26 protein-coding genes are annotated in these 25,820 nt (G+C 68.2%); 14 read left to right on the top strand and 12 right to left on the bottom strand.

Annotation, left to right across the window (positions count from 1 at the left end; genetic code table 11):
- Nucleotides 1–8: 8 nt before the first annotated feature.
- Nucleotides 9–1,226, bottom strand: a complete 1,218-nt coding sequence (locus LPH33_RS02720; protein WP_085469433.1) for an acetyl-CoA C-acetyltransferase — start codon at nt 1,224–1,226, stop codon at nt 9–11.
- 117 nt (nt 1,227–1,343) lie between these two features.
- Between LPH33_RS02720 and echA20 the strand changes: the two genes are divergently transcribed.
- Genes echA20 through ipdC form a run of 4 tightly spaced genes read left to right on the top strand, consistent with a single transcriptional unit; the run spans nt 1,344 to nt 4,845 of the window.
- Nucleotides 1,344–2,105 (top strand): (7aS)-7a-methyl-1,5-dioxo-2,3,5,6,7,7a-hexahydro-1H-indene-carboxyl-CoA hydrolase, encoded by a 762-nt coding sequence (gene echA20, locus LPH33_RS02715; protein ID WP_060653677.1) that lies wholly within the window; start codon nt 1,344–1,346, stop codon nt 2,103–2,105.
- 30 nt (nt 2,106–2,135) lie between these two features.
- Nucleotides 2,136–3,014, top strand: coding sequence for a CoA transferase subunit A (locus tag LPH33_RS02710; RefSeq protein WP_229566953.1), 879 nt, complete (start codon nt 2,136–2,138; stop codon nt 3,012–3,014).
- Nucleotides 3,011–3,769, top strand: a complete 759-nt coding sequence (ipdB, locus tag LPH33_RS02705) for a cholesterol ring-cleaving hydrolase subunit IpdB (protein WP_229566952.1) — start codon at nt 3,011–3,013, stop codon at nt 3,767–3,769. The genes LPH33_RS02710 and ipdB overlap by 4 nt, the downstream gene beginning before the upstream one ends.
- On the top strand, nt 3,766–4,845 hold the full coding sequence (ipdC, locus tag LPH33_RS02700; protein ID WP_088897578.1) for a (3aS,4S,5R,7aS)-5-hydroxy-7a-methyl-1-oxo-octahydro-1H-indene-4-carboxyl-CoA dehydrogenase: 1,080 nt from the start codon (nt 3,766–3,768) through the stop codon (nt 4,843–4,845). Before ipdB ends, ipdC begins: the two co-directional genes overlap by 4 nt.
- Before the next feature lie 108 nt (nt 4,846–4,953).
- Here the strand turns inward: ipdC and LPH33_RS02695 are convergent, their stop codons facing one another.
- Entirely contained in the window at nt 4,954–5,871 is a 918-nt protein-coding gene (locus tag LPH33_RS02695; RefSeq protein ID WP_229566951.1) for a TIGR03564 family F420-dependent LLM class oxidoreductase, read from the bottom strand.
- 253 nt (nt 5,872–6,124) lie between these two features.
- Here LPH33_RS02695 and LPH33_RS02690 point away from each other — a divergent pair, with 253 nt between their 5' ends.
- Nucleotides 6,125–8,128 (top strand): CocE/NonD family hydrolase, encoded by a 2,004-nt coding sequence (locus LPH33_RS02690; RefSeq protein ID WP_420714473.1) that lies wholly within the window; start codon nt 6,125–6,127, stop codon nt 8,126–8,128.
- Between the two features lie 10 nt (nt 8,129–8,138).
- On the opposite strand, the gene LPH33_RS02685 is transcribed toward LPH33_RS02690, so the two are convergent.
- From LPH33_RS02685 to LPH33_RS02645, 9 genes are all read right to left on the bottom strand, one after another.
- Nucleotides 8,139–9,071, bottom strand: coding sequence for a DUF5996 family protein (locus LPH33_RS02685; protein WP_106200686.1), 933 nt, complete (start codon nt 9,069–9,071; stop codon nt 8,139–8,141).
- Nucleotides 9,072–9,098: 27 nt separating this feature from the next.
- Nucleotides 9,099–9,872, bottom strand: a complete 774-nt coding sequence (locus LPH33_RS02680; RefSeq protein ID WP_059382535.1) for a crotonase/enoyl-CoA hydratase family protein — start codon at nt 9,870–9,872, stop codon at nt 9,099–9,101.
- 16 nt (nt 9,873–9,888) lie between these two features.
- Entirely contained in the window at nt 9,889–10,071 is a 183-nt protein-coding gene (locus tag LPH33_RS02675; RefSeq protein WP_189637500.1) for a YbdD/YjiX family protein, read from the bottom strand.
- Nucleotides 10,068–12,374 (bottom strand): carbon starvation CstA family protein, encoded by a 2,307-nt coding sequence (locus LPH33_RS02670; RefSeq protein WP_059382536.1) that lies wholly within the window; start codon nt 12,372–12,374, stop codon nt 10,068–10,070. The genes LPH33_RS02675 and LPH33_RS02670 overlap by 4 nt, the downstream gene beginning before the upstream one ends.
- Nucleotides 12,375–12,491: 117 nt before the next feature.
- A complete protein-coding gene (locus tag LPH33_RS02665) occupies nt 12,492–12,761 on the bottom strand; it encodes a DUF2277 domain-containing protein (RefSeq protein ID WP_059382537.1) in 270 nt (89 codons plus the stop codon).
- A gap of 117 nt (nt 12,762–12,878) precedes the next feature.
- Nucleotides 12,879–14,027, bottom strand: a complete 1,149-nt coding sequence (locus tag LPH33_RS02660; protein WP_229566950.1) for an acetyl-CoA C-acetyltransferase — start codon at nt 14,025–14,027, stop codon at nt 12,879–12,881.
- A 9-nt stretch (nt 14,028–14,036) separates the two neighbouring features.
- Complete coding sequence (locus tag LPH33_RS02655; protein WP_088897583.1) at nt 14,037–14,648, bottom strand: TetR/AcrR family transcriptional regulator; 612 nt, start codon at nt 14,646–14,648, stop codon at nt 14,037–14,039.
- Nucleotides 14,649–14,682: 34 nt separating this feature from the next.
- Nucleotides 14,683–15,498 (bottom strand): SDR family oxidoreductase, encoded by an 816-nt coding sequence (locus tag LPH33_RS02650; RefSeq protein ID WP_088897584.1) that lies wholly within the window; start codon nt 15,496–15,498, stop codon nt 14,683–14,685.
- A complete protein-coding gene (locus LPH33_RS02645) occupies nt 15,495–16,703 on the bottom strand; it encodes an acyl-CoA dehydrogenase family protein (RefSeq protein ID WP_088897585.1) in 1,209 nt (402 codons plus the stop codon). Before LPH33_RS02645 ends, LPH33_RS02650 begins: the two co-directional genes overlap by 4 nt.
- A gap of 44 nt (nt 16,704–16,747) precedes the next feature.
- Between LPH33_RS02645 and LPH33_RS02640 the strand changes: the two genes are divergently transcribed.
- The 8 genes from LPH33_RS02640 to LPH33_RS02605 all read left to right on the top strand — a co-directional run bounded on the left by LPH33_RS02640 (nt 16,748) and on the right by LPH33_RS02605 (nt 24,510).
- Nucleotides 16,748–18,295, top strand: a complete 1,548-nt coding sequence (locus tag LPH33_RS02640) for a FadD3 family acyl-CoA ligase (protein WP_229566949.1) — start codon at nt 16,748–16,750, stop codon at nt 18,293–18,295.
- Nucleotides 18,292–19,161: an enoyl-CoA hydratase gene (locus LPH33_RS02635; RefSeq protein ID WP_229566948.1), complete on the top strand. Its 870-nt coding sequence runs from the start codon at nt 18,292–18,294 to the stop codon at nt 19,159–19,161. The genes LPH33_RS02640 and LPH33_RS02635 overlap by 4 nt, the downstream gene beginning before the upstream one ends.
- Nucleotides 19,161–20,321: an acyl-CoA dehydrogenase family protein gene (locus LPH33_RS02630; RefSeq protein ID WP_088897587.1), complete on the top strand. Its 1,161-nt coding sequence runs from the start codon at nt 19,161–19,163 to the stop codon at nt 20,319–20,321. Before LPH33_RS02635 ends, LPH33_RS02630 begins: the two co-directional genes overlap by 1 nt.
- Nucleotides 20,318–21,289, top strand: a complete 972-nt coding sequence (locus tag LPH33_RS02625) for an acyl-CoA dehydrogenase family protein (protein ID WP_229566947.1) — start codon at nt 20,318–20,320, stop codon at nt 21,287–21,289. The genes LPH33_RS02630 and LPH33_RS02625 overlap by 4 nt, the downstream gene beginning before the upstream one ends.
- Nucleotides 21,286–22,335, top strand: a complete 1,050-nt coding sequence (locus tag LPH33_RS02620; protein ID WP_160877764.1) for an acyl-CoA dehydrogenase family protein — start codon at nt 21,286–21,288, stop codon at nt 22,333–22,335. Before LPH33_RS02625 ends, LPH33_RS02620 begins: the two co-directional genes overlap by 4 nt.
- Nucleotides 22,336–22,373: 38 nt before the next feature.
- Nucleotides 22,374–22,745 (top strand): hypothetical protein, encoded by a 372-nt coding sequence (locus tag LPH33_RS02615; RefSeq protein ID WP_160877766.1) that lies wholly within the window; start codon nt 22,374–22,376, stop codon nt 22,743–22,745.
- A gap of 81 nt (nt 22,746–22,826) precedes the next feature.
- Nucleotides 22,827–23,702 carry an aldo/keto reductase gene (locus LPH33_RS02610; RefSeq protein ID WP_229566946.1) on the top strand — a complete coding sequence of 292 codons (876 nt, stop codon included), beginning with the start codon at nt 22,827–22,829 and terminating at the stop codon, nt 23,700–23,702.
- A gap of 70 nt (nt 23,703–23,772) precedes the next feature.
- A complete protein-coding gene (locus LPH33_RS02605) occupies nt 23,773–24,510 on the top strand; it encodes an acetoacetate decarboxylase family protein (RefSeq protein ID WP_229566945.1) in 738 nt (245 codons plus the stop codon).
- 13 nt (nt 24,511–24,523) lie between these two features.
- On the opposite strand, the gene LPH33_RS02600 is transcribed toward LPH33_RS02605, so the two are convergent.
- Nucleotides 24,524–25,144: a hypothetical protein gene (locus tag LPH33_RS02600; protein ID WP_229566944.1), complete on the bottom strand. Its 621-nt coding sequence runs from the start codon at nt 25,142–25,144 to the stop codon at nt 24,524–24,526.
- Between the two features lie 84 nt (nt 25,145–25,228).
- Here LPH33_RS02600 and LPH33_RS02595 point away from each other — a divergent pair, with 84 nt between their 5' ends.
- Complete coding sequence (locus tag LPH33_RS02595) at nt 25,229–25,819, top strand: TetR/AcrR family transcriptional regulator (RefSeq protein ID WP_229566943.1); 591 nt, start codon at nt 25,229–25,231, stop codon at nt 25,817–25,819.
- The last annotated feature ends 1 nt before the right edge of the window (nt 25,820 follow it).

The raw sequence follows: 25,820 nt of genomic DNA, 5'->3' as shown, positions 1-25,820 counted from the left end.
AGGTTTCATCAGCTGAGGCGTTCGAGCACCATCGCCATGCCCTGACCGCCGCCGACGCACATCGTCTCGACGCCGAACTGCTTGTCGTGGGTGCGCAGGTTGTTGAGGAGCGTCGTGGTGATCCGGGCACCGGTCATGCCGAAGGGGTGACCGAGGGCGATTGCGCCACCGGAGACGTTGAGCTTGTCCTCGTCGATCTTCAGCTCGCGCGCCGAGCCGAGCACCTGCACGGCGAACGCCTCGTTGATCTCGAACAGGTCGATGTCGTCGATGCCCATGTTCGCGTTGGCGAGCGCCTTGCGGGTCGCGTCGATCGGTCCGAGGCCCATGATCTCCGGCGACAGGCCCGAGACACCGGTGGAGACGATGCGCGCGAGCGGGGTGAGCCCGAGTTCCTTCGCCTTCGTGTCGGACATGATCACCAGAGCGGCCGCACCGTCGTTGAGCGGGCACGCGTTGCCGGCGGTCACCGTGCCGTCCGGGCGGAAGACCGGCTTGAGCTGACTGACCGCCTCGTAGGTGGTGCCCGGGCGCGGACCGTCGTCGGTGCTGACGACCGTGCCGTCGGCGAGGGTCACCGGGGTGATCTCCCGCTCGAAGAAGCCACTCTTGATGGCCTCTTCCGCCAGGTTGTGCGAGCGCACGCCCCAGCGATCCTGGTCCTCCCGGGAGATCCCGGTGTGGGAGGCGACGTTCTCGGCGGTCTGTCCCATCGCGACGTAGACATCCGGCAGCAATCCCTCGCTACGCGGGTCGGTCCACGCCACGCCCCCCTCGGCGAGCTTCGCGCTGCGCGCCTGCGCCTCGTCGAACAGCGGGTTCTTGGTGTCGGGCAGGCCGTCGGCGTTGCCGGTCACGAAACTCGACACCGACTCGACACCGGCAGAGACGAACACGTCGCCTTCACCGGCCTTGATGGCGTGCAGCGCCATGCGGGTGGTCTGCAGCGACGACGAGCAGTACCGGTTGACGGTCACCCCGGGCAGGAAGTCGTAGCCGAGCTGCACCGCGACCACGCGGGCGATGTTGAAGCCGGACTGTCCTGCGGGCTGTCCGCAGCCGAGCATCAGGTCGTCGATCTCGGTGGGATCGAGGTCGGGGACCTGGGCGAGCGCCGCGGCGACCATCTGGGTCGCCAGGTCGTCCGGGCGGATCGATGCGAGCGAGCCCTTGCGCGCTCGCCCGATCGGCGACCGTACTGCGGACACGATTACTGCTTCGGGCATCTTCTCTCCTCGATGTTCCGGTCGTACTGCGACCTTACGACCCTCTGGGTCAAGCGGCTATCCTGTGCTAACTTACCAAGCAATCGCTTGGTTTGGTACAGACGTTAGGAACATGCCATGGGCATCACCTCGACCTCCGACAGCGCCGGTATCACCACGGTCACCGTCGACTTCCCGCCCGTGAACGCTCTCCCCTCACAGGCCTGGTTCGACCTGGCCGAGGCCGTGACCACGGCCGGGCGCAGTCTCGACACCCACGCGGTGATCCTGCGCGCCGAGGGCAGAGGCTTCAACGCGGGTGTGGACATCAAGGAAATGCAGGCCACCGAAGGGTTCGACGCCCTGATCGCCGCCAACCACGGGTGCGCCGCCGCATTCGCCGCCGTCTACGACTGCGAGGTACCTGTGATCGTCGCCGTCAACGGCTTCTGTGTCGGAGGCGGCATCGGTCTCGTCGGCAACGCGGACGTCATCGTCGCCTCCGACGACGCCGTCTTCGGCCTGCCCGAGGTCGACCGCGGTGCACTCGGCGCCGCAACACATCTCGCGCGCCTCGTCCCCCAGCACATGATGCGCACCCTCTACTACACGGCGCAGAACGTCACCGCGCAGCAGCTCGAGCACTTCGGCTCGGTGTACAAGGTCGTGCCGCGCAGCGAACTCGACGCCACCGCACGCGAGGTCGCCGAGATGATCGCCGCGAAGGACACCCGCGTCATCCGCCGTGCGAAGGAAGCCATCAACCGCATCGACCCCGTCGACGTGAAGACGAGCTACCGCCTCGAGCAGGGTTTCACCTTCGAGCTGAATCTCGCCGGCATCGCCGACGAGCACCGCGACGAGTTCGTCGCAACAGGAAAGCCGCGCAGCAACAGCTGACGCCTCACACCACCAGGAGTTCGGAACACCATGCGTGACAAGAGAATGTCGCTCGACGACGTGGTCGGCGAGCTGCGCAGCGGAATGACCATCGGCCTCGGTGGCTGGGGGTCGCGCCGCAAGCCCATGGCCCTCGTGCGGGCGATCCTCCGCTCGGACGTGAAGGATCTGACCGTCGTCACCTACGGCGGCCCCGATCTGGGCCTGCTGTGCTCGGCGGGCAAGGTGAAGAAGGCCTACTACGGATTCGTCTCGCTCGACTCGGCACCGTTCTACGATCCGTGGTTCGCCAAGGCCCGCACGGGCGGCGAGATCGTCGCCCGCGAGATGGACGAGGGCATGATCAAGTGCGGCCTGGAGGCCGCCGCGGCACGCCTGCCGTTCCTGCCCATCCGCGCAGGCCTGGGCTCGGCCGTCGTCGACTTCTGGGAAGGCGAACTGAAGACCGTCACCTCGCCGTATCCCGGCCCGGACGGCACCGAGACCCTCATCGCCATGCCGGCGCTGAACCTCGACGCGGCGTTCGTTCACCTCAACATCGGCGACAAGCACGGCAACGCCGGCTACCAGGGTGTCGACCCGTACTTCGACGACCTCTACTGCATGGCCGCCGAACGGCGCTACGTCTCGGTCGAGAAAATCGTCGAGACCGAGCAGCTCGTGAAAGAAGTTCCGCTCCAGCAACTCCTGCTCAACCGCATGATGGTCGACGGGATCGTCGAAGCACCGAACGGGGCGCACTTCACCCTCGCGGGCGACAGCTACGGCCGCGACGAGAAGTTCCAGCGCCACTACGCCGAGTCCGCCAAGGACCCCGAGACATGGCAGGCATTCGTCGACCGCTTCCTCTCGGGCAGCGAGGACGACTACCAGGCCGCAGTCCAGAAGTTCGCACAGGAGCAGGCATGACCACCACCGAGACCGTGACCCGCGCCGAGTACTGCGCGATCGCATGCGCCGACATCTTCGCGGGTGCCGGCGAGATCATGGCGAGCCCGATGGCGACACTGCCGCAGATCGGCGCACGCCTGGCCAAGCTCACCACCGAGCCCGACCTGCTGATCACCGACGGTGAAGCACTCATCCTCGCCGACGTCCCGGCCCTCGGCGCGAAGGCACCGATCGAAGGCTGGATGCCGTTCCGCAAGGTGTTCGACGTCGTCGCGTCGGGTCGCCGCCACGTCGTGATGGGCGCCAACCAGATCGACCGGTACGGCAACCAGAACCTGTCGGCCTTCGGTCCGCTCCAGCAGCCGACGCGTCAGATGTTCGGTGTGCGCGGCGCTCCCGGCAACACGATCAACCATGCGACCAGCTACTGGGTCGGCAAGCATTCCTCGCGTGTCTTCGTCGACACGGTCGACATCGTCTCGGGTGTCGGATACGACAAGGTCGATCCCGAGAACCCGGCGTACCGCTTCCTGGACATCGCGCGGGTCGTCACCAACCTCGGTGTCTTCGACTTCGGCGGCCCCGGCCACAGCTTCCGGGCGCTCTCGTTGCACCCGGGTGTCGAGGCCGAGACCGTCGCCGAGAACACGTCCTTCGAGGTCGCCGGTCTCGACGAGGCCGGTGTGACCCGCGAACCCACCGCCGAGGAACTGCGTCTGATCCGAGAGGTGATCGACCCCAAGGGACTCCGCGACCGTGAGGTTGCGCTGTGAGCACCCTGCGCACAGCACTGACGGAGCTCGTGGGCATCGAGCACCCCATCGTTCAGACGGGCATGGGCTGGGTGTCCGGCCCGCGGCTGACCGCCGCGACGTCGAACGCCGGTGGCCTCGGCATCCTCGCGTCGGCGACGATGACCTATCCCGAGCTCGAAGCGGCCGTGGCAAAGACGAAGTCGCTCACCGACAAGCCGTTCGGTGTGAACATGCGCGCCGACGCTTCGGACGCCGGCGAGCGCATCGACCTGCTGATCCGCGAGAAGGTCAAGGTCGCGTCGTTCGCGCTCGCACCGAAGAAGGAGCTGATCGCCAAGCTGAAGGATCACGGCATCGTCGTGATCCCGTCGATCGGTGCCGCCAAGCATGCCGTGAAGGTCGCCTCGTGGGGTGCCGACGCGGTGATCGTGCAAGGTGGCGAGGGCGGTGGCCACACCGGTCCCGTCGCGACGACCCTGCTGCTGCCGAGCGTCCTCGACGCCGTCGACATCCCCGTCGTCGCCGCCGGTGGTTTCTTCGACGGCCGCGGCCTGGCCGCCGCACTGTCCTACGGCGCGGCCGGCATCGCGATGGGTACGCGATTCCTGCTCACCAGCGACAGCGCCGTTCCGGATTCGGTGAAGCAGCAGTACCTTTCGCGGGGCCTGCAGGACACCACCGTGTCACTCAAGGTCGACGGCATGCCGCACCGCGTCCTGAACACCGACCTGGTGAACAGCCTCGAGAAGTCGAGCTACGCGAAGGGACTGGTCGCGGCCGCGCGGAACGCGACGAAGTTCAAATCGATGACGGGCATGAAGTGGTCGACCATCGTCAAGGACGGCCTCGCCATGAAGAAGGCGAGCGACCGCACCTGGCAGCAGATCATCATGGCCGCCAACACCCCCATGCTCCTCAAGGCCGGCCTGGTGGAGGGCAACACCGAAGCCGGTGTGCTCGCCTCGGGCCAGGTCGTCGGCATGCTCGACGACCTGCCGAGCTGCCAGGAGCTGATCGATCGCATCGTCGCCGAGGCCGTCGAGCGCATCGACGCCCTCTCGGCCCTGCGCGATCAGGGGCGTCCCGCCGCCTGATTCCGAGCTCTCCCTTCGACCCCGCCCATCCGCTCGCCGATTCATCATCCGCTACAGCGAATTTCCGTAGCGGATGGCCGGAATGCGAGCGGATGGGCGGGGTCGCTGCTATTCGGTGGTGAGCGCACTCAGCAGAGCCCTGGTGCGACGGAGCGAGGCTCGCTGGTCGTCGCCGACGGGGACGACCGCCGCCCAGACGTCGGTGACGCCCGCATCGAGCAAACCCTGCAGTTGCCGGCGCACCGACTCCTCGTCGCCCACGATCGCGATGTCCGCCGGGGTACTCGCGCCCGCCTCCTCCAGGACCCGTCGATAGCTGGGCATCCCCGCGTAGGACGTGGCGGTCGCGGCGACCGCATCCCGCGCGGCGTCCGCGTCGTCGTGGACTGCGACGGGCAGTCCCGCCACGATGCGCGGCTCCGGTCGGCCGGCCCGCGCGGCGGCCGCGTGGATCGCAGGGGCGATCCGCGATTCGATCACCTTCGGCGCCGCCATCCACAGGACCGTCCCGTCGGCGTACTCCCCCGCGACCCGCAGCATCCGCGGCGACATGGCGGACAGCAGGACGGGCACCTCGTGCGCGACGGCGACCATCCGTCCCGCGCTGCGGGTGGACCATGCCTCTCCCCGGAAGTCCACCTCCTCACCGCGCAGGAGTGCGGTGACGATCCGGATGTACTCCTCGGTGTTCTGCCCCGGGGTGTCGTACGACAGTCCGTAGACGTCCCGGACCAGGCTCTCGTGCGACGGTCCCAATCCGAGCGTGAATCCCGGCCGGCCCATGGCCTCGGCGACGCCCGCGGCGCGGTTCGCCTGCAGCAGCGGGTGGCACGGGTAGGTCTGGAGCACGGCGGTGCCGAGCTCGATCGATCCTGTCTCCCGACCGGCCACCGCGAGAGCTGCCAGCGGGTCGCCTGCGACGGTGCTCGCGAACCACAGGGACGTGAATCCCTCGGCCTCCGCCTGCTGTGCCTGCTTCACGATCCTGTCCGTGGACGACGCTCCGCCCGTGAGCCCGATTCGCATCGACACCTCCGTGATCGCGTCCCCATTCGATGGGGAGAACAGTACTCTCAAACAAAGAGAGTATGGATTCCCGGCGGAAACTGTGATGGCCGAGTCCGGATAGTTCCCACGATCGGAACCGACGTTGTTGTCGATCCTTCCCGGGATCAACGACAACAACATCGGTTCCGATCCGACTGACTACGGTCGTTGACGGATCCGCCGAGCTCGCGTTACCGTGCGCGGAACTGTTTACCGCAGGCATGGGGGCCCGGTGAGATCACGTACGGTCGCATTCGTCGTGGCGGCACTGGCCGCCTGCACCATCACATCCGCAGGACCGGCGACCGCCGATCCCACCGGTGGCGCCTCCGGTGCCTCCTGGCAGAGCCTCGTCGATGCCCCCGACGCCTATCCGAACACCGCCGTCGAGTGGGACGTACCCATCACACTGAGCGACGGGACGGTGCTCCGCGCCAACGTCTTCCGTCCCGCACACGCCGACGGCACGCCGATCGACGAACCCACACCGGTCGTCCTCGGTCTCACGCCGTACACGAAACTGTTGTCGACGCTGGCGTCGGTGGCGATGGAGGACCCGCAGTTCGCCCCACTCGTGGACGAACTCGGATCCGTCCTGAACTTCGGTGCCCCCTTCGACGGCATCACCGAACTCGCCGCCCCGGCATCCCAACTCGGCCGCGCCTTCGGACTCAACCGCGATCTCGTGCAGAACGGGTACACGCAGGTGATCGTCGACGTGCGGGGCACCGGTTTCTCCCACGGACAGTGGGACGTTCTCGGTCCGCGCGAGCAGCAGGACACCGTCGAGGTCATCGACTGGGCGGCGAAGCAACCGTGGTCGAACGGACGCGTCGGAACGACCGGCGTGTCCTATTCGGCGATCAACCAGATCCAGGCCGCCGGCCTACGACCTGAGGCACTCGACGCGGTCTTCGCCGTCGAACCCGGCAACGACCTGCTGCGCGACATCGTGGGCACCGGCGGCGCCGTGGGCGTGGGCTTCATGCCCGCCTGGCTCGGGCTCGTCAACGGGCTCAAGTGGGTTCCCGATATGCAAGCCCTCCTCCAGGGCCGGTTCGACGCGCAGTGGTTGCGCGACAGGCTCGCCGACCCCGCCACGAAGATCCCCGAACTCTTCGAGGTCCTCACCGCGCCGAGCATCGACGGTGTCTCCCCCGATGCCCTCGCGGTCGCTCAGGACGGCCCGTTCTACCAGGAACGGCAGGCCCGACTCGAGTCGATCGAGGTGCCCACCTTCGTGTTCGGGAACTGGCACGACATCTTCGCCAACAGCGAGCCCGACATCTACAACCGGATTCCCGTCGAACCCGGCCGCAAGCAACTGGTGATGGGCGACGGCTACCACGCGATCCTCGGTACCGGATTCGGCACCCCGGGACATCCGCCGAACATCACGGCGCTCCAGCACGCCTGGTTCGACCGCTGGCTCAAGGACATCGACAACGGCATCGACGAGTACGGCCCGGTCACCCTGCTGCAGCAGGGCGGCGGTTGGGTCACGAACGACGAGTTCCCACGCAGCCCCGTCGACCACGAGAAGCTCTTCCTGTCGGCGGCTCCGAGCGGCACGGCCGGGCACGCTCTCCACGACGGCACACTCGCGACGTCGGCGCCCGAAACCGCGCAACGACTCACCGTCGCCCCGGGACTGCGCGGCTTCTGTTCCCGTGAGGCCGCACAGGGCACCGCCGGCATCGCGGTGCTGTTGGGCGCGGGATGCACGAAGGACGCCCGGTTCAACGAGGCCGAGGGCCTCACCTTCACCAGCGGGCCGGTCACCGAACCGACCGTGCTCTCGGGACCGGTCAACGTGCACCTCGAGACCGTCCTCGACGCCACCGACGGATTCTGGTCGGTTTCCGTGAACGACGTGGCTCCGGACGGACGGTCCACCGTGCTCACCACCGGTTCCCTCGTCTCGTCGCTGCGGGCGATCGACGATTCGAAGAGCACGTTCACCGCCGACGGCGACTATGCGCAGGCACATCCGGTGCTGACCCTCGAGTCCCGGCAGCCGATCGTCCCGGGGCAACCGACGGCCCTCGACATCAGTACGCTGCCGACCGAGGCGGTCCTGCAACCGGGGCACCGCATCCGCGTGGACGTCTACGCCGCGAGCGTCCCGCGCTCGCTGCCCCTCGGTCCGATGCTGGTCGAGAGCGGACTGCGGCCACAGCACCTCGAACTGAACCCCGCCTCACCGAGTTTCGTGACACTGCCCGTCGCTCGATAGGAGGGTCGCGTCACCGGGCGTCGGGTCGACGCTCGAGCGTGTCCCGATCCCACGCACCGAGCCGGGCGGCGGCCTCGTAGGTGCTGTGCAGAAACTGCAGCAGTTCGGTGTCGGGATCGGCCGCGGTCCGCACCGCCTCGTAGGGCAGCACGAACTCCCCCAGTTCCGCTGAATAGTGAGCGGCATCCGGTCGCACCGGGGCTTCGCCGAATTCGTCGAGGCCGGGGTAGACGTAGGAATAGAAGGCTCCTTCGTCCCCACCACCCGGCCAGAAGCCACAGCTGCTGAGCTCGTGCGAGTAGGCCTCCGTCATCACCCGGTCGGGGCAGTTCGGGATCCCGCCGGGGTGCGGCGGGGCGGTGCGTCCGGAGAACCGGGTGCACGCGAGGTCCATCGCGCCCCAGAAGAAGTGCACCGGACCGACCTTGCCGAGGAAATCCGCCCGGAACACCTGCAGGACACGCTGGGCCTGCACGAGCTGCCGCCAGAAGAGGTGGGCGGCCTCGGCGTCGTAACTGTCGTGCTCACGGTCCTGAGCGAACGGGATCGCCGGATCCACCTCGTTGGGTGTGCCGTGGATGCGAGTCGCGATACCCAGCTCGTCCAGCGCTCCGAGGGTGCGGGTGTAGAACTCGGCTACGGGCTGTGCGACGAGAGGCACCGAACGACTGCGACCGTCGCTCGCGCGGATGTGCAGCCGGTGCTCGAAGAAGTCGAATTCGATGTCGAAGACGGAGTTCCGGTACGGGATCGACGAGGTGCTCAGCCCTCGCGGCGTGACGTACAGCGTCGTCTGCCACCAGTGGTTGACCATCGGCGCGTGAGCCATCCGGATCTTGCCGACGATCTGCAGCCACATGTGGAGGGTGTCGCGGGTCGCGGTCCATTCCGCCGTGCGCAGCCTCGGCCACGCATCACCGGAGACCGGTTCCGATTCGTTCACAACGCCTCCCTTGTCGAGGGATCGGGATCAGGAGAACGATCCGTGCCGCCCCTCCCCGGACGCGAAGCGGGCGGCCCCGCCGGCCGCATCGCTCTCTAGGGACTGCATGCCGACCGTGAACTCGAATGCGAGCGCGTCGGATTCGGAACGGCCGAACTGCGCGTGGACCGACCACCGGTCGTTGCGCATGCACGTCTGTGGGAAGCCGGCGATCTCCCGCGCCATGTCCTCGGCGACCTCGCGTGTTGTTCCCGGTTCGACCACGCGGTTGGCCAGACCGAAGTCGAGCGCTTCCGCGGCATCGACCGGACGGCCGGTCAGGATCATGTCCATGGCCCGGCTCGCGCCGATGAGGCGGGGCAGCCGAACGGTCCCGCCGTCGATCAGTGGCACACCCCACCTGCGGCAGAAGACACCGAACACCGCATCGGCGGACACCACCCGCAGATCGCACCAGATCGCCAGTTCGAGTCCGCCGGCCACCGCGTAACCCTCCACCGCCGCGATCACCGGCTTCGACAGCGACATGCGTGTCGGCCCCATCGGTCCGTCGCCGTTCTCACCGAGGACGTTCTGTTCCTCGGTCCCGATGGCCTTGAGGTTCGCTCCCGCACAGAAGTTCCCACCGTCGCCGTAGAGGACGGCGACGTCGGCGTCGGGGTCGGTGTCGAAGGCCCGGAACGCGTCGGCGAGTTCGGCGGCCATCGGACCGTCGACGGCGTTCCGGCGCTCGGGACGGGTCATGATCACCGTCGTCACCCGATCGCGTGTCTCGACGCGGATCGATTCGTACTGCGTCATGCCCGTCCTCCCCTGTTCAGCAGCATCGGCTTCCAGGGTTCGAGTCGGCCGCGGCGTGCCGTTCCCGCCAGTAGTCGCGTTCGCTCAACGGCGGTCGATCGGGATGCTTCCGGCGGTGTACTTCGACGTACCGCGCGTAGTCGTGGTCGCCCATGACGGCACCGATCCACCACCACGCACGTCGCAGTGCGGTGATCACGACAGATCCTGGTCCCGATGTTCGACGAACGCGTGCGCGGCGCCCGGTGCACGGACCTTGCCCGACGCGATGAGTTCGTCCCACTCCTTCTGCAGTTCCCGTTCCACCGGGGTCGGCACGAAACCGGCCGGGGCGAAGATCTTCGACGGCACCGCCGGGGTCTCGGTGGTGGGCATGCCTCCGGCACGGATCGATCTGATGCACACCACCACCCCGGCCACGAAGACGATCAACACGAGAACGGCGAACACGATCGACAGTGTGCCCTGGATGAAGGTGTTGCGGATGACGGCGTCTATCTCGTCCGCCGTCTTCGCCGACCCGAAGGTGGTCGCGCCGGAGTTCTTCGCGTCGACGAAGGCGCGGTGCTGCGCCCAGTAACCGACCGCACGGTCGCCGGAGAAGATCTTCTGCCACGACGCCGTCATGGTCACGATCAGATCCCACACCAACGGCACACCGGGGATCCAGGCCCACTTCACCAGGCCCTTCTTCACGACGATGGCGAGCACCACCGTCAGGGCGATCGCCGCGAGCAGCTGGTTGGCGATGCCGAACAACGGGAAGAGGGTGTTGATGCCGCCCAGCGGGTCGGTCACGCCCATCAGCAGGATCCCGCCCCACGCGGCGACCACCACGAACGAGCAGAACCAGGCACCCGGACGCCAGGACGGATCCTTGAACCGCTGTGCGGGTCCGCCGAGGTTGCCGAGCGAATCCGAGAGCATGAACCGGGCGACGCGCGTGCCGGCGTCGACGGTGGTGAGGATGAACAGCGCCTCGAACATGATCGCGAAGTGGTACCAGAACGACTTGAGGCTGTCGCCGCCGAACAGGTCGCTGAGCACCTGAGACATACCGAACGCGAGGGTCGGGGCACCACCGGTGCGGGAGATGATCGATTCCTCCCCCACGCCTTCCGCGGCGGCGGCGATCTGTTCCGGGGTGATGTCCGGTGAGCCGAGACCGAGTCCGTTGACGTAGGCGGCGGCGGTCTCGGGGGTGCCGCCGGTGAGGGCGGCCGGTGCGTTGAGCGTGAAGTACAGGTGCTGGTCGATGATGCATGCGGTGACCAGCGCCATGATCGCGACGAACGACTCGGTGAGCATGCCCCCGTAGCCGATGAGCCGGATCTGCTTCTCCTTCTCGATCAGCTTCGGGGTGGTGCCCGAGGAGATCAGCGCGTGGAATCCCGACAGTGCGCCGCACGCGATGGTGATGAACAGGAACGGGAACAACGATCCGGCGAAGGCCGGGCCGTTGCCCTCGATCGCGAAGGAGGTGACGTCGGGCATCTCCAGGACGGGACGCGCGACGAGGATGCCGATGGCCAGCAGCACGATGGTGCCGACCTTCATGAAGGTCGACAGATAGTCGCGCGGGGCGAGCAGCAGCCACACGGGCAGCACCGACGCGGCGAAACCGTAGGCGATCATCAGCCAGGAGATCGCCACCGGCGACAGGGTGAACCAGTCGGTGCCCCAGTCGGTCTCGGCTACCCATCCGCCCGCAATGATCGCGGTGACCAGCAGGACCACACCGATGAGCGAGACCTCCGCGACCTTGCCGGGACGCAGGTACCGGAGGTAGACGCCCATGAACAGGGCGATGGGGATCGTCATCGCGATGGAGAACAGACCCCAGGGGCTCTCGGCGAGGGCGTTGACGACCACCAGCGCCAGTACCGCGATGAGGATGATCATGATGACGAGGACCGCGATGATCGCGGCGACACCGCCGATGGGCCCGAGTTCCTCCCGGGCCATCTGACCGAGGCTGCGCCCGCGTCGGCGCGACGAGATCCACAGGACGAGGAAGTCCTGGACGGCACCGGCGAAGACGACGCCGACGATGATCCAGATCGTGCCGGGCAGATAACCCATCTGAGCGGCGAGCACCGGGCCGACGAGTGGGCCGGCCCCGGCGATCGCCGCGAAGTGATGGCCGAACAACACCCGACGGTCGGTCGGCATGTAGTCCTTGCCGTTCTCCAGTTCCTCGGCGGGGGTCGCACGGTCGTCGCGTGGCTGGACGATCCTGCGTTCGATGAACTTCGCGTAGAAGCGATACGCGACGAGATAGGTGCAGACGGCGGCGATGACGAACCAGACCGCGTTGATCTCTTCACCGCGGACCAGCGCGATGATCGACCAGGCGACGGCGCCCAGGATCGCGAGTACGAGGAAGACGATCCGTGCGGTCGGTGAGATCGGTGTCCGGTCGACGACACCGACAGGAGGAAGATCGGGATCGGTCCGGAGGTATTCGACCTCGCTGTTCTGTGGCGCCGGGTCCACGGCCATATCGGCTCCTCACCGGGCTCGCCGCGGGTCCGCGGAAGTCGCGACGGGCCTCGAACGTGCTCGATTCTCGACCAGCGTCACGCTACTCGCGCGCGTCGACGAAGGAACCGGAATCGATCAGCCGCGTGCGGCGATCCGCGCCTGCACCTCGGGCCGACGCAGCGGTGGGACCGTCGGCGGTGGTTGCCGCCGCTCGGGAAGGGACGCGAGCAATCTCGTGGTCGTCGCAGTGACCTCGGCGACGGCCTGCTCGAACGGTTCCCGGGTGGCGTCGGAGAGTTTGTGGATCCCGCTGACCTTACGGACGTACTGCCGCGCGGCCGCTTCGATCTCCTCGGCGGTCGCAGCCGGCTCGAGCCCGCGCAGCTCCGTGATGTTCCGGCACATGCTTCGAGGGTAGACGCCACTCGAGTGCCGAACCGAACATTCGCGCGCCCGCTGTCGATCCGCTACGGCAATTGCTGCAGCGGATGACGAACGGGCGCGCGAATGTGAAGGAGCAGGTCAGATGCGTTCGATGATGGTCACGTTGGCGGTGCCGCCACCCTCGCAGATGGTGAGCAGGCCGTAGCGGCCACCGGTGCGCTCGAGTTCGTTGAGCAGCGTCGACATGAGCTTGGTGCCGGTCGCGCCGAGCGGGTGACCGAGGGCGATCGCGCCCCCGTTGACGTTGACCTTCGACGGGTCGGCGCCGATCTCCTTGATCCACGCCAGGACGACCGGCGCGAAGGCCTCGTTGATCTCGATGAGGTCGATGTCGTCGATCGTCAGACCGGTCTTCTCGAGGGCGTACTGCGTCGCCGGGATGGGAGCGGTGAGCATGAAGATCGGGTCGTCGCCGCGGGCGCTGAGGTGGTGGATGCGCGCGCGGGGCTTCAATCCGTACTTCTTCACGGCCTCGTCGGAGGCGAGCAGCACCGCGGACGCACCGTCGGAGATCTGGCTGGCGACGGCGGCGGTGAGACGACCACCCTCGACGAGCGGCTGCAGCGACGCCATCTTCTCGAGGCTGGTCTCGCGCGGGCCCTCGTCGACGGCCGCATCACCGAGCGGCACGATCTCGTTCTCGAAGCGTCCCTCGGCGATGGCAGCCTTGGCGCGCTCGTGGCTCTGCAGCGCCCACTTCTCGAGTTCCTCGCGGCTGAGGTCCCACTTCTCGGCGATCATCTCGGCGCCCTTGAACTGCGAGACCTCGTCGCTGCCGTAGCGCTCGGTCCAGCCGGTCGACCCGCCGAAGGGGGTGTCGAAGCCGTACTGCTGTCCGACGATCATGGCTGCGGAGATCGGGATCTGCGTCATGTTCTGCACGCCGCCGGCGACGATGAGGTCGGCGGTGTTGCTGAGGATCGCCTGGGCGCCGAAGTGCAGGGCCTGCTGGCTCGACCCGCACTGACGGTCGACGGTCACGCCGGGTACGTGCTGCGGGTAACCGGCGGCCAGCCACGCGGTGCGGGCGATGTTGCCGGCCTGGCCGCCGATGGCGTCGACGCAACCGAACACCACGTCGTCGACGTCGGCGGGGTCGATGCCCGTGCGCTCGACGAGCGCCTTGATCACGTGCGCGCCCAGGTCGGCCGGGTGCACGTCCGCGAGCCCACCCTTCTTCTTGCCGATGGGGGTGCGCACCGCGTCGACGATGTAGGCCTCGGTCATGATGTCTCCTTAGGAAGAATTCTGGTTCGACAGTCCGTCGAGAACGATGGAAAGGTATTGCTGGGCAACCTGGTCGATGCTGAGCGCGCCCCCCGGGCGGTACCAGCGGACCGCGACCCAGACCGTGTCGCGCAGGAACCGGAAGACGAGTTCGACGTCGAGATCCGGACGGAAGGAACCGTCGGCGACGCCGCGTTCGATCACGCCCACCCACAGGTCGCGGAACTCGATGTTGAGTTCACCGATGTAGGCGAAGCGGTCGCCTTCGAGATGCTTGGCCTCACCCTGGTAGATGGCGACGGCGGCGTGCGACCGGTCGATCGCCTCGTAGGAGGTCGTCACCAGCGCTGCGAGCGTGTCACGCGACGGCAGGTCGGACGCGACGATCTTGCGGTAGCTGTCGAACAGGTCGCCGAGGAATGCGCGCAGGATCTCGTCGACCATCGACTCCTTCGAATCGAAATGGTGGTAGAGGCTGCCGGAAAGGATGCCGGCGGCATCGGCGATGTCGCGCACGGTCGTGGCCCGCACACCGCGCGACGCGAACAGGTCGGCTGCGATGTCGAGCAGTTCCGCGCGGCGTCCGGACTTGCTGGAGGTGTCGTCGCGTGAGGGAGTCATGACGGACATCCTTTCAAGCCGACCGAGGGCGGGGTCATGCGCGCTGCGAGGAGACCGACACGACCTCGCCGGTCAGATAGGTCGTGTAGTCGCTGGCGAGCATCGCGATGGTCGCCGCGACCTCCCAGACCTCGGCGGCGCGGCCGTAGGCCTCACCGGCGGCGAGGTTGTCGAGCAGTTCCTCGCTGGTGACCTTCGCGAGGAAGGGGTGCCGGGCGATGGACGGGGCGACGGCGTTGATGCGCACGCCGTATTCGGCGGCCTCGATCGCGGAGCAGCGGGTCAAGGCCATGACGCCGGCCTTCGCCGCCGCGTAGTGCGCCTGCGAGTGCTGCGCGCGCCAGCCGAGGACCGACGCGTTGTTGACGAGCACTCCGTTGTGGTCGACCGAACGGAAGTAGCGCAGCGCGGCGCGGGTCGCGCGGAAGGTGCTGGTGAGGGTGATGTCGAGGACGCGATCCCATTCCTCGTCGGTCATCTCGACGACGGGCGTCTCCCCGCCGAGTCCGGCGTTGTTGACGAGCACGTCGATGCGGCCGAGCTGGTCGGCGGCGCCGGCGATGAGGGCGTCGACCTGCTCGGTGGACGACACGTCGCACACGATCGTCGCGACCTGCTGTTCGGGGAACTCGGCCGCGAGCTTCTCCGCGGACTCGCCGAGCCGGCGCTCGTGGAAGTCGGAGACGAGCACGTCGGCGCCCTCGAGCAGCGCGCGGCGCGCGGTGGCGAATCCGATGCCGGTGCCGGCGGCGGCGGTGACCACGACCTTCTTGTCGCGGAGCAGGCCGTGGCCGGGGGTCTCGACCGGCGGGGTCGCGAGCGGGGATGCGGGGCGGGGTGAAGCGGTCACGGACGTGCCTCCCGGGGAAGGCCGAGCACGCGCTCGGCGATGATGTTGCGCTGGATCTCGTTGGATCCGCCGTAGATGGTGTCGGCGCGGGTGAACAGGAACAGCCGCTGCCACTCTGCGAGCTCGAGATGCTCGGGATCGGTGATCTCGGAGGGATTTCCGGCATGGTCGTGATCGGGGCCGACGAGCGACGACGCACCCTGCACGTCCATGGCGAGCTGACCCAGATCGCGATGCCAGTTCGCCCACAGCAGTTTCGCGACCGACGCCTGACCAGGGTCGGCGTCGCCGAGGGTACGCAGGGCGTGGGCGCGCATGACCCGCAGTCCGATCCGCGCGCGGGCGATGCGCTCGCGGAGGTGCGGATCGTCGATCGCACCGTTGCTCTCGGCGACGGAGACGATGCCGTCGAGTTCGCGGGCGAAGCCGATCTGCTGCCCGAGGGTGGAGACGCCGCGTTCGAAGGTCAGCAGACCCATCGCGACCTTCCATCCGTCGCCGGGGGCACCGACGACGAGGTCGGCGTCGGTGACGGCGTCGTCGAAGAAGACCTCGTTGAACTCGGAGGTGCCGGTGAGCTGCTGGATGGGCCGCACCGTGACGCCGGGCTGGTCGAGGGGTACGAGCAGGAAGCTCAGGCCGTGATGACGGCTCGAACCGGGTTCGGTCCGCGCGACGACGAAGGCCCACTGTGCGACGTGTGCGAGCGACGTCCAGACCTTCTGGCCGTTGATCACCCACTTGTCGCCCTCGAGGCGGGCGGTGGTGGAGACGTTGGCGAGGTCGGAGCCGGCTCCCGGTTCCGAGTAGCCCTGCGCCCACAGTTCAGTGACGTTGCGGATGCCGGGCAGGAAGCGCTGCCTCTGCTCCTCGGTCCCGAACGCGATGAGGGTGGGCCCGAGCAGTTCCTCACCGAGGTGGTTGACGCGCGCGGGGGCGTTCGCCTTCGCGTACTCCTCGTGGAAGATCACGCGCTGATCCATGCTCGCGCCGCGACCGCCGTACTCGGTGGGCCAGCCGATGCAGGTCCATCCGGCAGCGGCCAGATGCCGGTCCCACGCGAGTCGCTGTTCGAAGAACTCGTGTTCGCTTCCGGGTCCGCCCTTGCCCCTGAGCTCGGCGAACTCGCCGGTCAGGTTGTCTTCGAGCCACTGCCGAACGGTGGCTGCGAACTCCGCATTTTCCTGGCTCTCGCTCTCGTGCACATCCGTACGATAACCTACCAAGCAATTGCTAGGTAGGGAGCTCTGTGAACACACGACCGAGAACCACTCCGGCCGCACTCGTACGTGCCGCCGACACCTGGCCGGACCTGCTCGCGATCGCCGACGGCGACACCCGGCTGACCTTCGCACAACTGCGCGACCACGTCCGCGATTTCGCCGCGGCGCTCGTCGCCCGCGGCGTCGAACGCGGTGCGCGCGTCGTCATCTGGTCGCCCAACACGTTCCACTGGGTGATCGCGGCCCTGGGCGCGCACTGGGCCGGCGGTGTCGTCGTACCCCTCAACACCCGCTACACCGGAAGCGAGGCCGCCGACGTCGTCGAGCGCGTCCGCCCCGAGGCTCTCGTCGTGGTCGGCGAGTTCCTCGGCAGCAACCGGTACACCGAACTGAGCAAGGCCGCGCCGGAACTGTCGATCCCGACGACCGTGCGGGTCCCACTCGGCGGGAACGACGCGCCGACCGACGGAGTCGTCGAGTGGGCGGACTTCCTGTCCTCCGCCACCGATGCCGCCCGCACCGAAGCCGACGCGCGCGCCGCGGCCGTGACCCCCGACGACGTCTCCGACATCCTGTTCACCTCGGGCACGACCGGCCGCAGCAAGGGCGTGCTCAGCGCCCACCGTCAGTGCATCGGTGTGGCGCAGGCGTGGGGTGAGTGTGCCGAACTGACGACCGACGACAACTACCTGATCATCAACCCGTTCTTCCACAGCTTCGGGTACAAGGCCGGTTTCGTCGCCGCACTGCTCCACGGCTCCACCGTCATCCCCCTCGCGACCTTCGACGTGGAGAAGGTCATGGCGATGGTCGCGGCCGAGCGCATCAGCGTGCTCCCGGGCGCCCCGACGATCTACCAGTCCATCCTCGACCACCCACATCGCGGTGACTACGACCTGAGCAACCTGCGCATCGCCGTCACCGGCGCCGCACCCGTGCCCGTCTCCCTCGTCGAACGCATGCAGAACGAACTGAGCTTCGACGCGGTGCTCACCGCCTACGGGCAGACCGAGGCGGTCGTCGCGACGATGTGCCGCACCGACGACGATCCCGTCACCGTCTCCACCTCGTCCGGACGCGCCACCGCCGAGTTCGAGGTGCGCATCGGCGACAAGGGCGAGATCCTGCTGCGCGGCCCGAACGTCATGCTCGGTTATCTCGACGATCCCGAGGCCACCGCCAAGACCGTCGACGAGGACGGATGGCTGCACACCGGCGACGTCGGAACCCTCGACGAGCGCGGCTATCTCGACATCACCGACCGCCTCAAGGACATGTACATCAGCGGCGGATTCAACGTCTATCCGGCGGAGGTCGAAGCGGCACTGCTGCGCCTGCCGGGAGTCCACGAGGTCGCGGTGATCGGTGTCCCCGACGAGCGCATGGGTGAGGTCGGCCGAGCGTTCGTGGTCCCGCTGGACGGACATCCGCTCACCGAGGACGACGTGATCGCCTATGCCCGAGAGAAACTCGCCAACTTCAAAGCGCCGCGATCGGTTCGGTTCGTCGATACGCTGCCCCGAAACCCGTCCGGCAAGGTACTGAAGAACGTTCTGCGTGAGGAGAAGTCATGACCGTCCCGTTCGAGCCCGATGTCGTCACCTATGAGGTGCGCGACGGCGTCGCGATCGTCACTCTCAACCGACCCGACTACCGCAACGCCCAGAACTCGGTCATGACCTACGCACTCGACGCCGCCTTCGAGAAGGCCGTCGAGGACGACGAGGTCAAGGTGATCGTGCTGGCCGGCAACGGCAAGCACTTCTCCGCCGGCCACGATCTGGGCACCCCGGGCCGCGACCACCACGTCCACTACGACAACAAGGCCGTGATGTGGTGGGACCACGTCGACAAGCCCGGCGGCGACCAGCGCTACGCCCGTGAGATGGAGGTATACCTGGGGATGTGCCGCCGCTGGCGCGAGATCCCCAAGCCCACCATCGCGTCGGTGCAGGGCGCCTGCATCGCCGGCGGTCTCATGCTGGCGTGGGTGTGCGACCTGATCGTCGCGTCCGAGGACGCCTTCTTCTCCGATCCCGTGGTCCGCATGGGCATCCCGGGCGTCGAGTACTTCGCGCACCCGTGGATCCTCGGAACGCGCTTCGCGAAGGAGATCCTCTACACCGGTGACCGTTTCAGCGCCCAGCGCGCCTACGAGGTGGGCATGGTCAACCGGGTCGTGCCGCGCGAGGAGCTCGAGAACGAGACGCTCGCCCTCGCCGCCCGCATCGCGGAGATGCCGCGCTTCGGTCTCGCGCTCACCAAGCGCGCCGTCAACCAGTGCGAGGACCAGATGGGCATGCGCAACGGCATGGATTCGGTGTTCGGCCTGCACCACTTCGCACACGCGCACAACGCCGAGGTCGGCGCCGACTCTCTCGGTGGCATGAACGCCAAGTCGATGGCCGCGAGCGCCCGTCCGGTGGAAGGGGCGAAGTAGTGGATCTGCAGCTCGACGACACCACCCTCGCGTTCCGCGACGAGGTACGCGCCTTCCTCGCCGAGAACGTCCCCAAGACGCCGCTGAAATCGATGGACACGGCCGAGGGCTTCGAAGAACACCGGCAGTGGGAACGCACCCTCGCCGATGCACGCCTGTCGGTCGTCTCCTGGCCCGAGGAACTCGGCGGCCGCGACGCGACCCTCGAGCAGTGGGTCGTGTTCGAGGAGGAGTACTACCGCGCCGGCGCGCCCGGCCGGGTGAGCCAGAACGGCATCTTCCTGCTCGCCCCCACCCTGTTCGAGCACGCCCACCCCGAGCAGCTCGCCCGCATCATGCCCCGTATGGCCCGGGCCGACGACATCTGGGCCCAGGCCTGGTCGGAACCCGAGTCCGGCTCCGACCTCGCGTCGCTGCGCTCGACCGCCACGAAGGTCGACGGCGGCTGGCTGCTCAACGGCCAGAAGACGTGGAGCTCGCGGGCGTCCTACGCCGACATGGGCTTCGGCCTGTTCCGCTCCGACCCGGAGGCCCAGCGGCACAAGGGCATCACCTACTTCATGTTCGACCTGCGGGCCGAGGGCGTCACCGTGCGACCGATCCCGCAGCTCGACGGGGAACCCGGCTTCGCGGAGATCTTCCTCGAGGACGTCTTCGTCCCCGACGACCCGGAGCGTCCCGGCGAATCCGGTGTGATCGGTGCGGTGAACGAGGGATGGCGGGTCGCGATGAGCACCGCCTCCAACGAGCGCGGTCTGTCGCTGCGTGCACCGGGCCGTTTCCTCGCAGCCACCGACCGACTGCTGCGCGCCTACGGCGAATCCGACCTCCACGGCGACACCGCGCTGCGCAACCGCGTCGCCGACGCGTGGATCGGGGCCCGCGCCTACGAGCTGTCGACCTGGGCGACCGTCACGCGCCTGACCGCGGGCGGGCAGCTCGGCGCCGAATCGTCGATCAACAAGGTGTTCTGGTCCGAATGGGACATCGCCGCGCACGAGACGGCGCTCGACCTGCAAGGCGCGGACGCCGAACTCGTCGACGGCTGGACCGACGGTTATCTGTTCTCGCTGTCGGGCCCGATCTACGCCGGTACCAACGAAATCCAGAAGAACGTCATCGCCGAGCGGCTGCTCGGCCTTCCGAGGGGTGATCGATGAGATTCGCACTCGACGAGTCCCATGAGGACTTCGCGTCCAGTATCGACGCCCTGCTCACCAAGTCGGACATGCCGCAGGTGATCCGTGCATGGAACAGCGGCGACACGACACCGGGTCTGCAGGTGTGGGAGCGACTGGCCGAGACCGGCGTCAACGGTCTGCTCGTCGCCGAGGAGCACGACGGCCTCGGGGCCGACGCGGTCGACCTCGTCGTCGCCGTCGAACAGCTCGGCCGCCACGCCGTACCCGGCCCGGTGGTCGAAACCGTCGCGGTGGCACCGGTTCTGCTCGCCGCCGTGGCACCCGAGCGTCTCGGTCCTCTTGCCGCCGGCTCGCTCGCCACCGTCGCGATGCTCCCCCACGCGCCGTACGCGGTCGACGCGCACGTCGCCGACCTCGCGCTGCACGTGGCCGGCGGCACCGTTTCGGTCGGCACCGCCGGAGACACGCGCGAGTCGGTCGATCGGTCGCGCACGCTCGCCTCGCTCACCGTCGGCGAGTCGCTCGGATCCGCCGATACCGCTGCGGCTTTCGACATCGGTGTCCTCGCGTCCGCAGCTCAGCTCCAGGGCCTGGGCCGGACCCTGCTCGACACCACCGTCGAGTACGCGCAGCAACGCAAGCAGTTCGGTCGCGCGATCGGCTCCTTCCAGGCGGTCAAGCACCATCTCGCCGAGGTGGCGGTCGCGCTGGAGATGGCACATCCGCTGCTGCACGGCGCGGCCATCGCCGTCCGCGACGAGCTGTCCACCGCGTCCCGGGATGTCTCGGCCGCGAAGGTCGCGTGCGGCGACGCCGCCTATCTCGCCGCGCGTACGGCCTTGCAGGTGCACGGCGCCATCGGCTACACCCAGGAATACGATCTGTCGCTGTGGATCACGAAGGTCCGCGCGCTCGTCACCGCGTGGGGCACCCCCGACGAGCACCGGGCACGCGTGGTCGCGGCACTCGAGAGCGAGGCGTCGTGACGTTCGAGACGGAAGAGCGCGCCGCACTGCGGGACTCGGTGCGCACCCTGCTCGCCAAGCACTCCGATTCGGCTGCCGTCCGGCGGGCGATCACCACCGGCAGCGGGTACGACGACGAACTGTGGACGATGCTCGTCGAGCAGGTCGGGGTCGCAGCCCTCGCCGTCCCGGAGGAATACGACGGTGTGGGCGCCTCGTGGGTCGAGACCCACGTGGTGCTCGAGGAACTCGGCCGCACGCTCACGCCGTCGCCGTTCCTGGGGTCGGCAGTGCTCGCGGCGCAGACCGTGCTGCTGTCCGGTGACGCCGACGCGGCGGCGCGTCTGCTCCCCGGCATTGCCGCCGGCGAGGTCGTCGCGGTGTGCTGGGCGTCGGCCGCCGGCTGGCAGCGTCGCGGCGTGAGCGCCGAGGGCGACGTGCTGACCGGAACCGCGCACTACGTGCTCGGCGGCGACATCGCGTCCACCCTGCTCGTGCTCGCCGCCGACGGTGACACGGTCGGCCTGTTCGAGGTCGATCCGGAGACCGACGGGGTGTCGCGGCGCCGCGTGCCCACGATGGATCCCACGCGTTCCCTCGCGGAGGTGTCGTTCTCGGCGGTGACCGGTCGTCGCCTGGCGTCGTCCGACGATCTCGTCGACCGGTTGCGGGCGTCCGCGGCGATCGCCCTGTCGGCCGAGCAGGTGGGCGCCGCGCAGGCCGTGCTCGACCTGACCGTCGACTACGCGAAGAACCGCAAGCAGTTCGGTCGCGCGATCGGGTCGTTCCAGGCGCTCAAGCACCGCATGGCCGACATGTACGCGCTCGTGGAGACGGCGCGGTCGATGTCGTATGCGGCTGCGTTGTCGCAGGATCCGCAGGACGCGTACGCGGCGAAGATCTACTGTTCGGAGGCCTTCCAGCAGGTCGCGTCGGAGGCCGTGCAGCTGCACGGCGGGATCGCGATCACCTGGGAGCACGACGCGCAGTTGTTCTTCAAGCGGGCGCACGGCAGCGCCCAGTTGTTCGGGCAACCGCGCGAATACCTGAGCGCGGTATCCGCCTGAGCAATATCGTCGGCGGCGATCCCTGCGAAAGATCGGTGATGTGCCTCCTCGATTCCTCGGTTCCGCTTCCCGTTCGTCCCCGCCGCGTCCTCGTGGCGGGGACGTCCGGTTCCGGCAAGACGACCCTCGCCGCGAGGATCGGGGAGATCCTCGACCTTCCGCACGTCGAGATCGACGGGCTCCACCACGGACCGAACTGGACGCCGCGTCCGTCCTTCCGCGAGGACGTCGAGGAGTTCACCGCGCAACCACGCTGGGTGACGGAGTGGCAGTACACCGCGGTGCGGCCGCTGCTCGTCGAGCGCGCCGATCTGCCGGTCGTGCGGCTGGCGAGCCGCCGGGAGGTCGATGCGTGGGCGGCGCTCCTCGCCTCCCGTCCCCCGACGGGTGAGTTCGACACCGACGGGTGAGTTCGACACCGACGGGTCGGAGGACACCTGATCGTCCGGGATTCCTCGCGCCCGCCGCGGCGGCTCGCTAACGTCGGAAAGATGACACCTCCCACGATCACGCTGAACTCCGGAACGACGATCCCGCAGCTGGGCCTGGGAGTCTGGCAGGCCACCAACGACGAGACCGAACACGCGGTCCGATACGCGATCGACGAGGCCGGTTACCGGCACATCGACACGGCCGCGGCCTACGGCAACGAGGAAGGCGTCGGCCGCGCGCTCGCCGCGTCGTCGGTGCCGCGCGAGGACATCTTCGTCACCACGAAGCTGTGGAACGCCGATCAGGGCTACGAGCCGGCGCTGAAGGCCTTCGACACGAGCCTGAAGAAGCTGGGCACCGAGTACGTCGACCTGTACCTGATCCACTGGCCGCTGCAGGACCGCGAACGGATCCTGCGCACCTGGGACGCCCTCGAGAAGATCGCCGAGTCCGGGCGTGCGAAGGCGGTCGGGGTGTGCAACTTCGAACCGCACCACCTGCAGTTGCTGGTCGATCGCGGCGGGCTGCTGCCGGCGGTCGATCAGGTGGAGTTGCATCCGCACCTGCCGCAGCAGGAGATCCGCCGGTTCGGGTCCGAACACGGCATCGCCGTGGAGTCGTGGAGCCCGCTCGGGGGCACGAGCAACTCGGGCTGGGGCCCGAACTCGAAGCCGAACACCCTGCTCGTCGACCCGATCGTCACGCGCATCGCCGACCGCCACAGCAAGTCGGCCGCGCAGGTGCTCATCCGCTGGCATCTGCAGAACGGGCTGATCGTCATCCCGAAGTCGGTGCACGAGCAGCGCATCTCCCAGAACATCGACGTCTTCGACTTCGAGCTCGACGAGCTCGACCTCAGCGAACTCGACACGCTCGACGACGGCACGCGGGTGGGCGCGCATCCCGACGAGATGAACATCGGCGCCCCCGCCTGATCCCTTCCCTCCGGAACTGGAACGTGTTCTCATTGCCGGGGTACGCACGTCCGACTTCCGGAAGGCAGCGATGAGCGAGACGACGACGCATCTGGTGCTGGGCAAGCCGGTCACGATGCCCGTGCAGGTCCGAACGGCCACGGCGTTCATGGGTATGTTCTCGGTTCCCGTGCGCCCCGCGCAGGAACTCGTCGCCCACACCGGGCTCGAAATCCTCCAGTACCGGCCGGGCCACGGGATCTGCACGCTCGTCTTCGTGGACTACGTCGACGGGGATCTCGGCCCGTACAACGAGTTCGGGGTGTGCTTCCTCGTCCGCAACCATCACAACCGCGGCGACGGCATCGTCGGCGACTGGCGGAGCCTGGTCGGCGGGCAGGCCGGTGCGCTCATCCACCACCTGCCCGTCGACGGCGACTTCACTCTCGCGGCGGGGCGCGGCATCTGGGGTTTCCCGAAGACCCTCGCCGACTTCGACGCCGACCACGACAGCAGCACCAAGCGCGGTTCGGTCTCCGCCGACGGAGCGCTGATCGCCGAACTGACCGTGGCGCCCGGACTTCCGCTGCCGGGCAAGGGTCTCGCGGCCTCGCTCGCCGCCTACTCGCACATCGACGATGTCACCCGGTGCACGACCTGGGAGATGAATCCGAGCGGGGTGCGTACCCGGCTCGGCGGCGCGACCCTTCGGTTGGGGACGCATCCGATCGCCGACGAACTGCGATCGCTCGGTCTGCCGCGACGCGCACTGGCCTCGTCGTCGATCCCCGATCTGTGGATGACCTTCGGCGACGCGACCGTCGTCTGACGATCCTCAGGACTCAGGAGAGCGCGCCCGAGACGGCGAGGACGGTCACCGCGACACCCAGCAGGGTGTCGAGCACACCGCAGAACTCCGCCAGCGAGCGGGCGACCACGGTGTTCCGGCGGAAGTGGATGTAGTCCCACGCGGCGTGACCGAGCAGTCCGAGCCCGACGATCACGCCCGCCGGGACGGGGGTGACCGTCACCGCGGCCACCGCGACGGCACCGAAACCCAGCATGGCCACGGCCGACGGCCCGGCGAGCATCGCCCGGCCGGCCGGGGTGCGCGCGAGTCCGTAGACGGCGCAGGAGGCACCGAGCGCGACCATCACGACGGTGATCTCGACCGGCACTCCGAACGCGACGACGGCGACCTTGCCGATGCCGATCAGCGCGATGGCGCCGAGGAACAGGGGCCAGGCCGCGCTTCGACGGCCCAGTACGGCGGCACCGAGATAGACGAGTGCCGCGCCGGTGAGGATCGCCGGGAAGTCGGTGCCCCCGTCCGCGAGGACGAACGCGGCGAGGGCAAGTGCGACGAAGCTCGGCCACCGGCGCAGCACCCCTCGTAGCAGCGCCTTCGGGTCGATGCCGGTCGCAGGTCGATCGACAGGAACGGTGATGTCGGAGCTCGTCATGAGGATCCGCCCTGAGTTGAACAGTGATGTTCGAGTTGATGGTCAGCGTAACCTGAACATCAGTGTTCGACAAGAGGAGGATCCGTGACCACCCACGATGCTTCCCCCCGCACCAGGAAACGTGCGGACGCCGAGCGGAACATCGAGGCGATCCTCGACGCCGCGCGCATCGCTCTGAGCCGTGATCCCGACGCGAGCATCGGGGAGATCGCCAAGGCAGCCGGCGTCGGGCGTGTCACCCTCTACGGCCACTTCCCCACTCGCGCAGAACTCGTCACCACGGTGGTGCAGCGCGCGCTCGCCGAGGCGGAACAGACCGTGGACCGGATCGACCTCACGGGCGATCCCCGCGACGCCCTGCATCGCCTGATCGCGGGTTCGTGGTCGCTGACCGCCGACGCCGGGGCGCTGCTCGCCGCCGCCGACCAAGCGCTTCCCGCCGAGGACGTCCGCGCCGCGCACGACGGCCTGCTCGCCCGCGCGACCGATCTCATCGAGCGCGGCCGTGCCGAGGGGGTCTTCCGCACCGACCTGTCGTCGTCCTGGCTGGCGTCGGTCCTGCACAGCCTGGTCCACTGTGCTGCAACCGAAGTCGCGGCAGGACGGTTGGCGGAGGAGGACGCCGCCGATCACATCGCTGCGACGGCTCTGTCGTCGTTCACCCCGCCCGCCTGAG

Source organism: Rhodococcus sp. RDE2 (genome assembly GCF_020885655.1).
In the GTDB taxonomy this organism is placed as follows: Bacteria; Actinomycetota; Actinomycetes; order Mycobacteriales; family Mycobacteriaceae; genus Rhodococcus; species Rhodococcus pyridinivorans.
The sequence above is the reverse complement of the archived record's forward strand: the minus strand, read 5'-3'. Positions and strand labels throughout refer to the sequence as shown.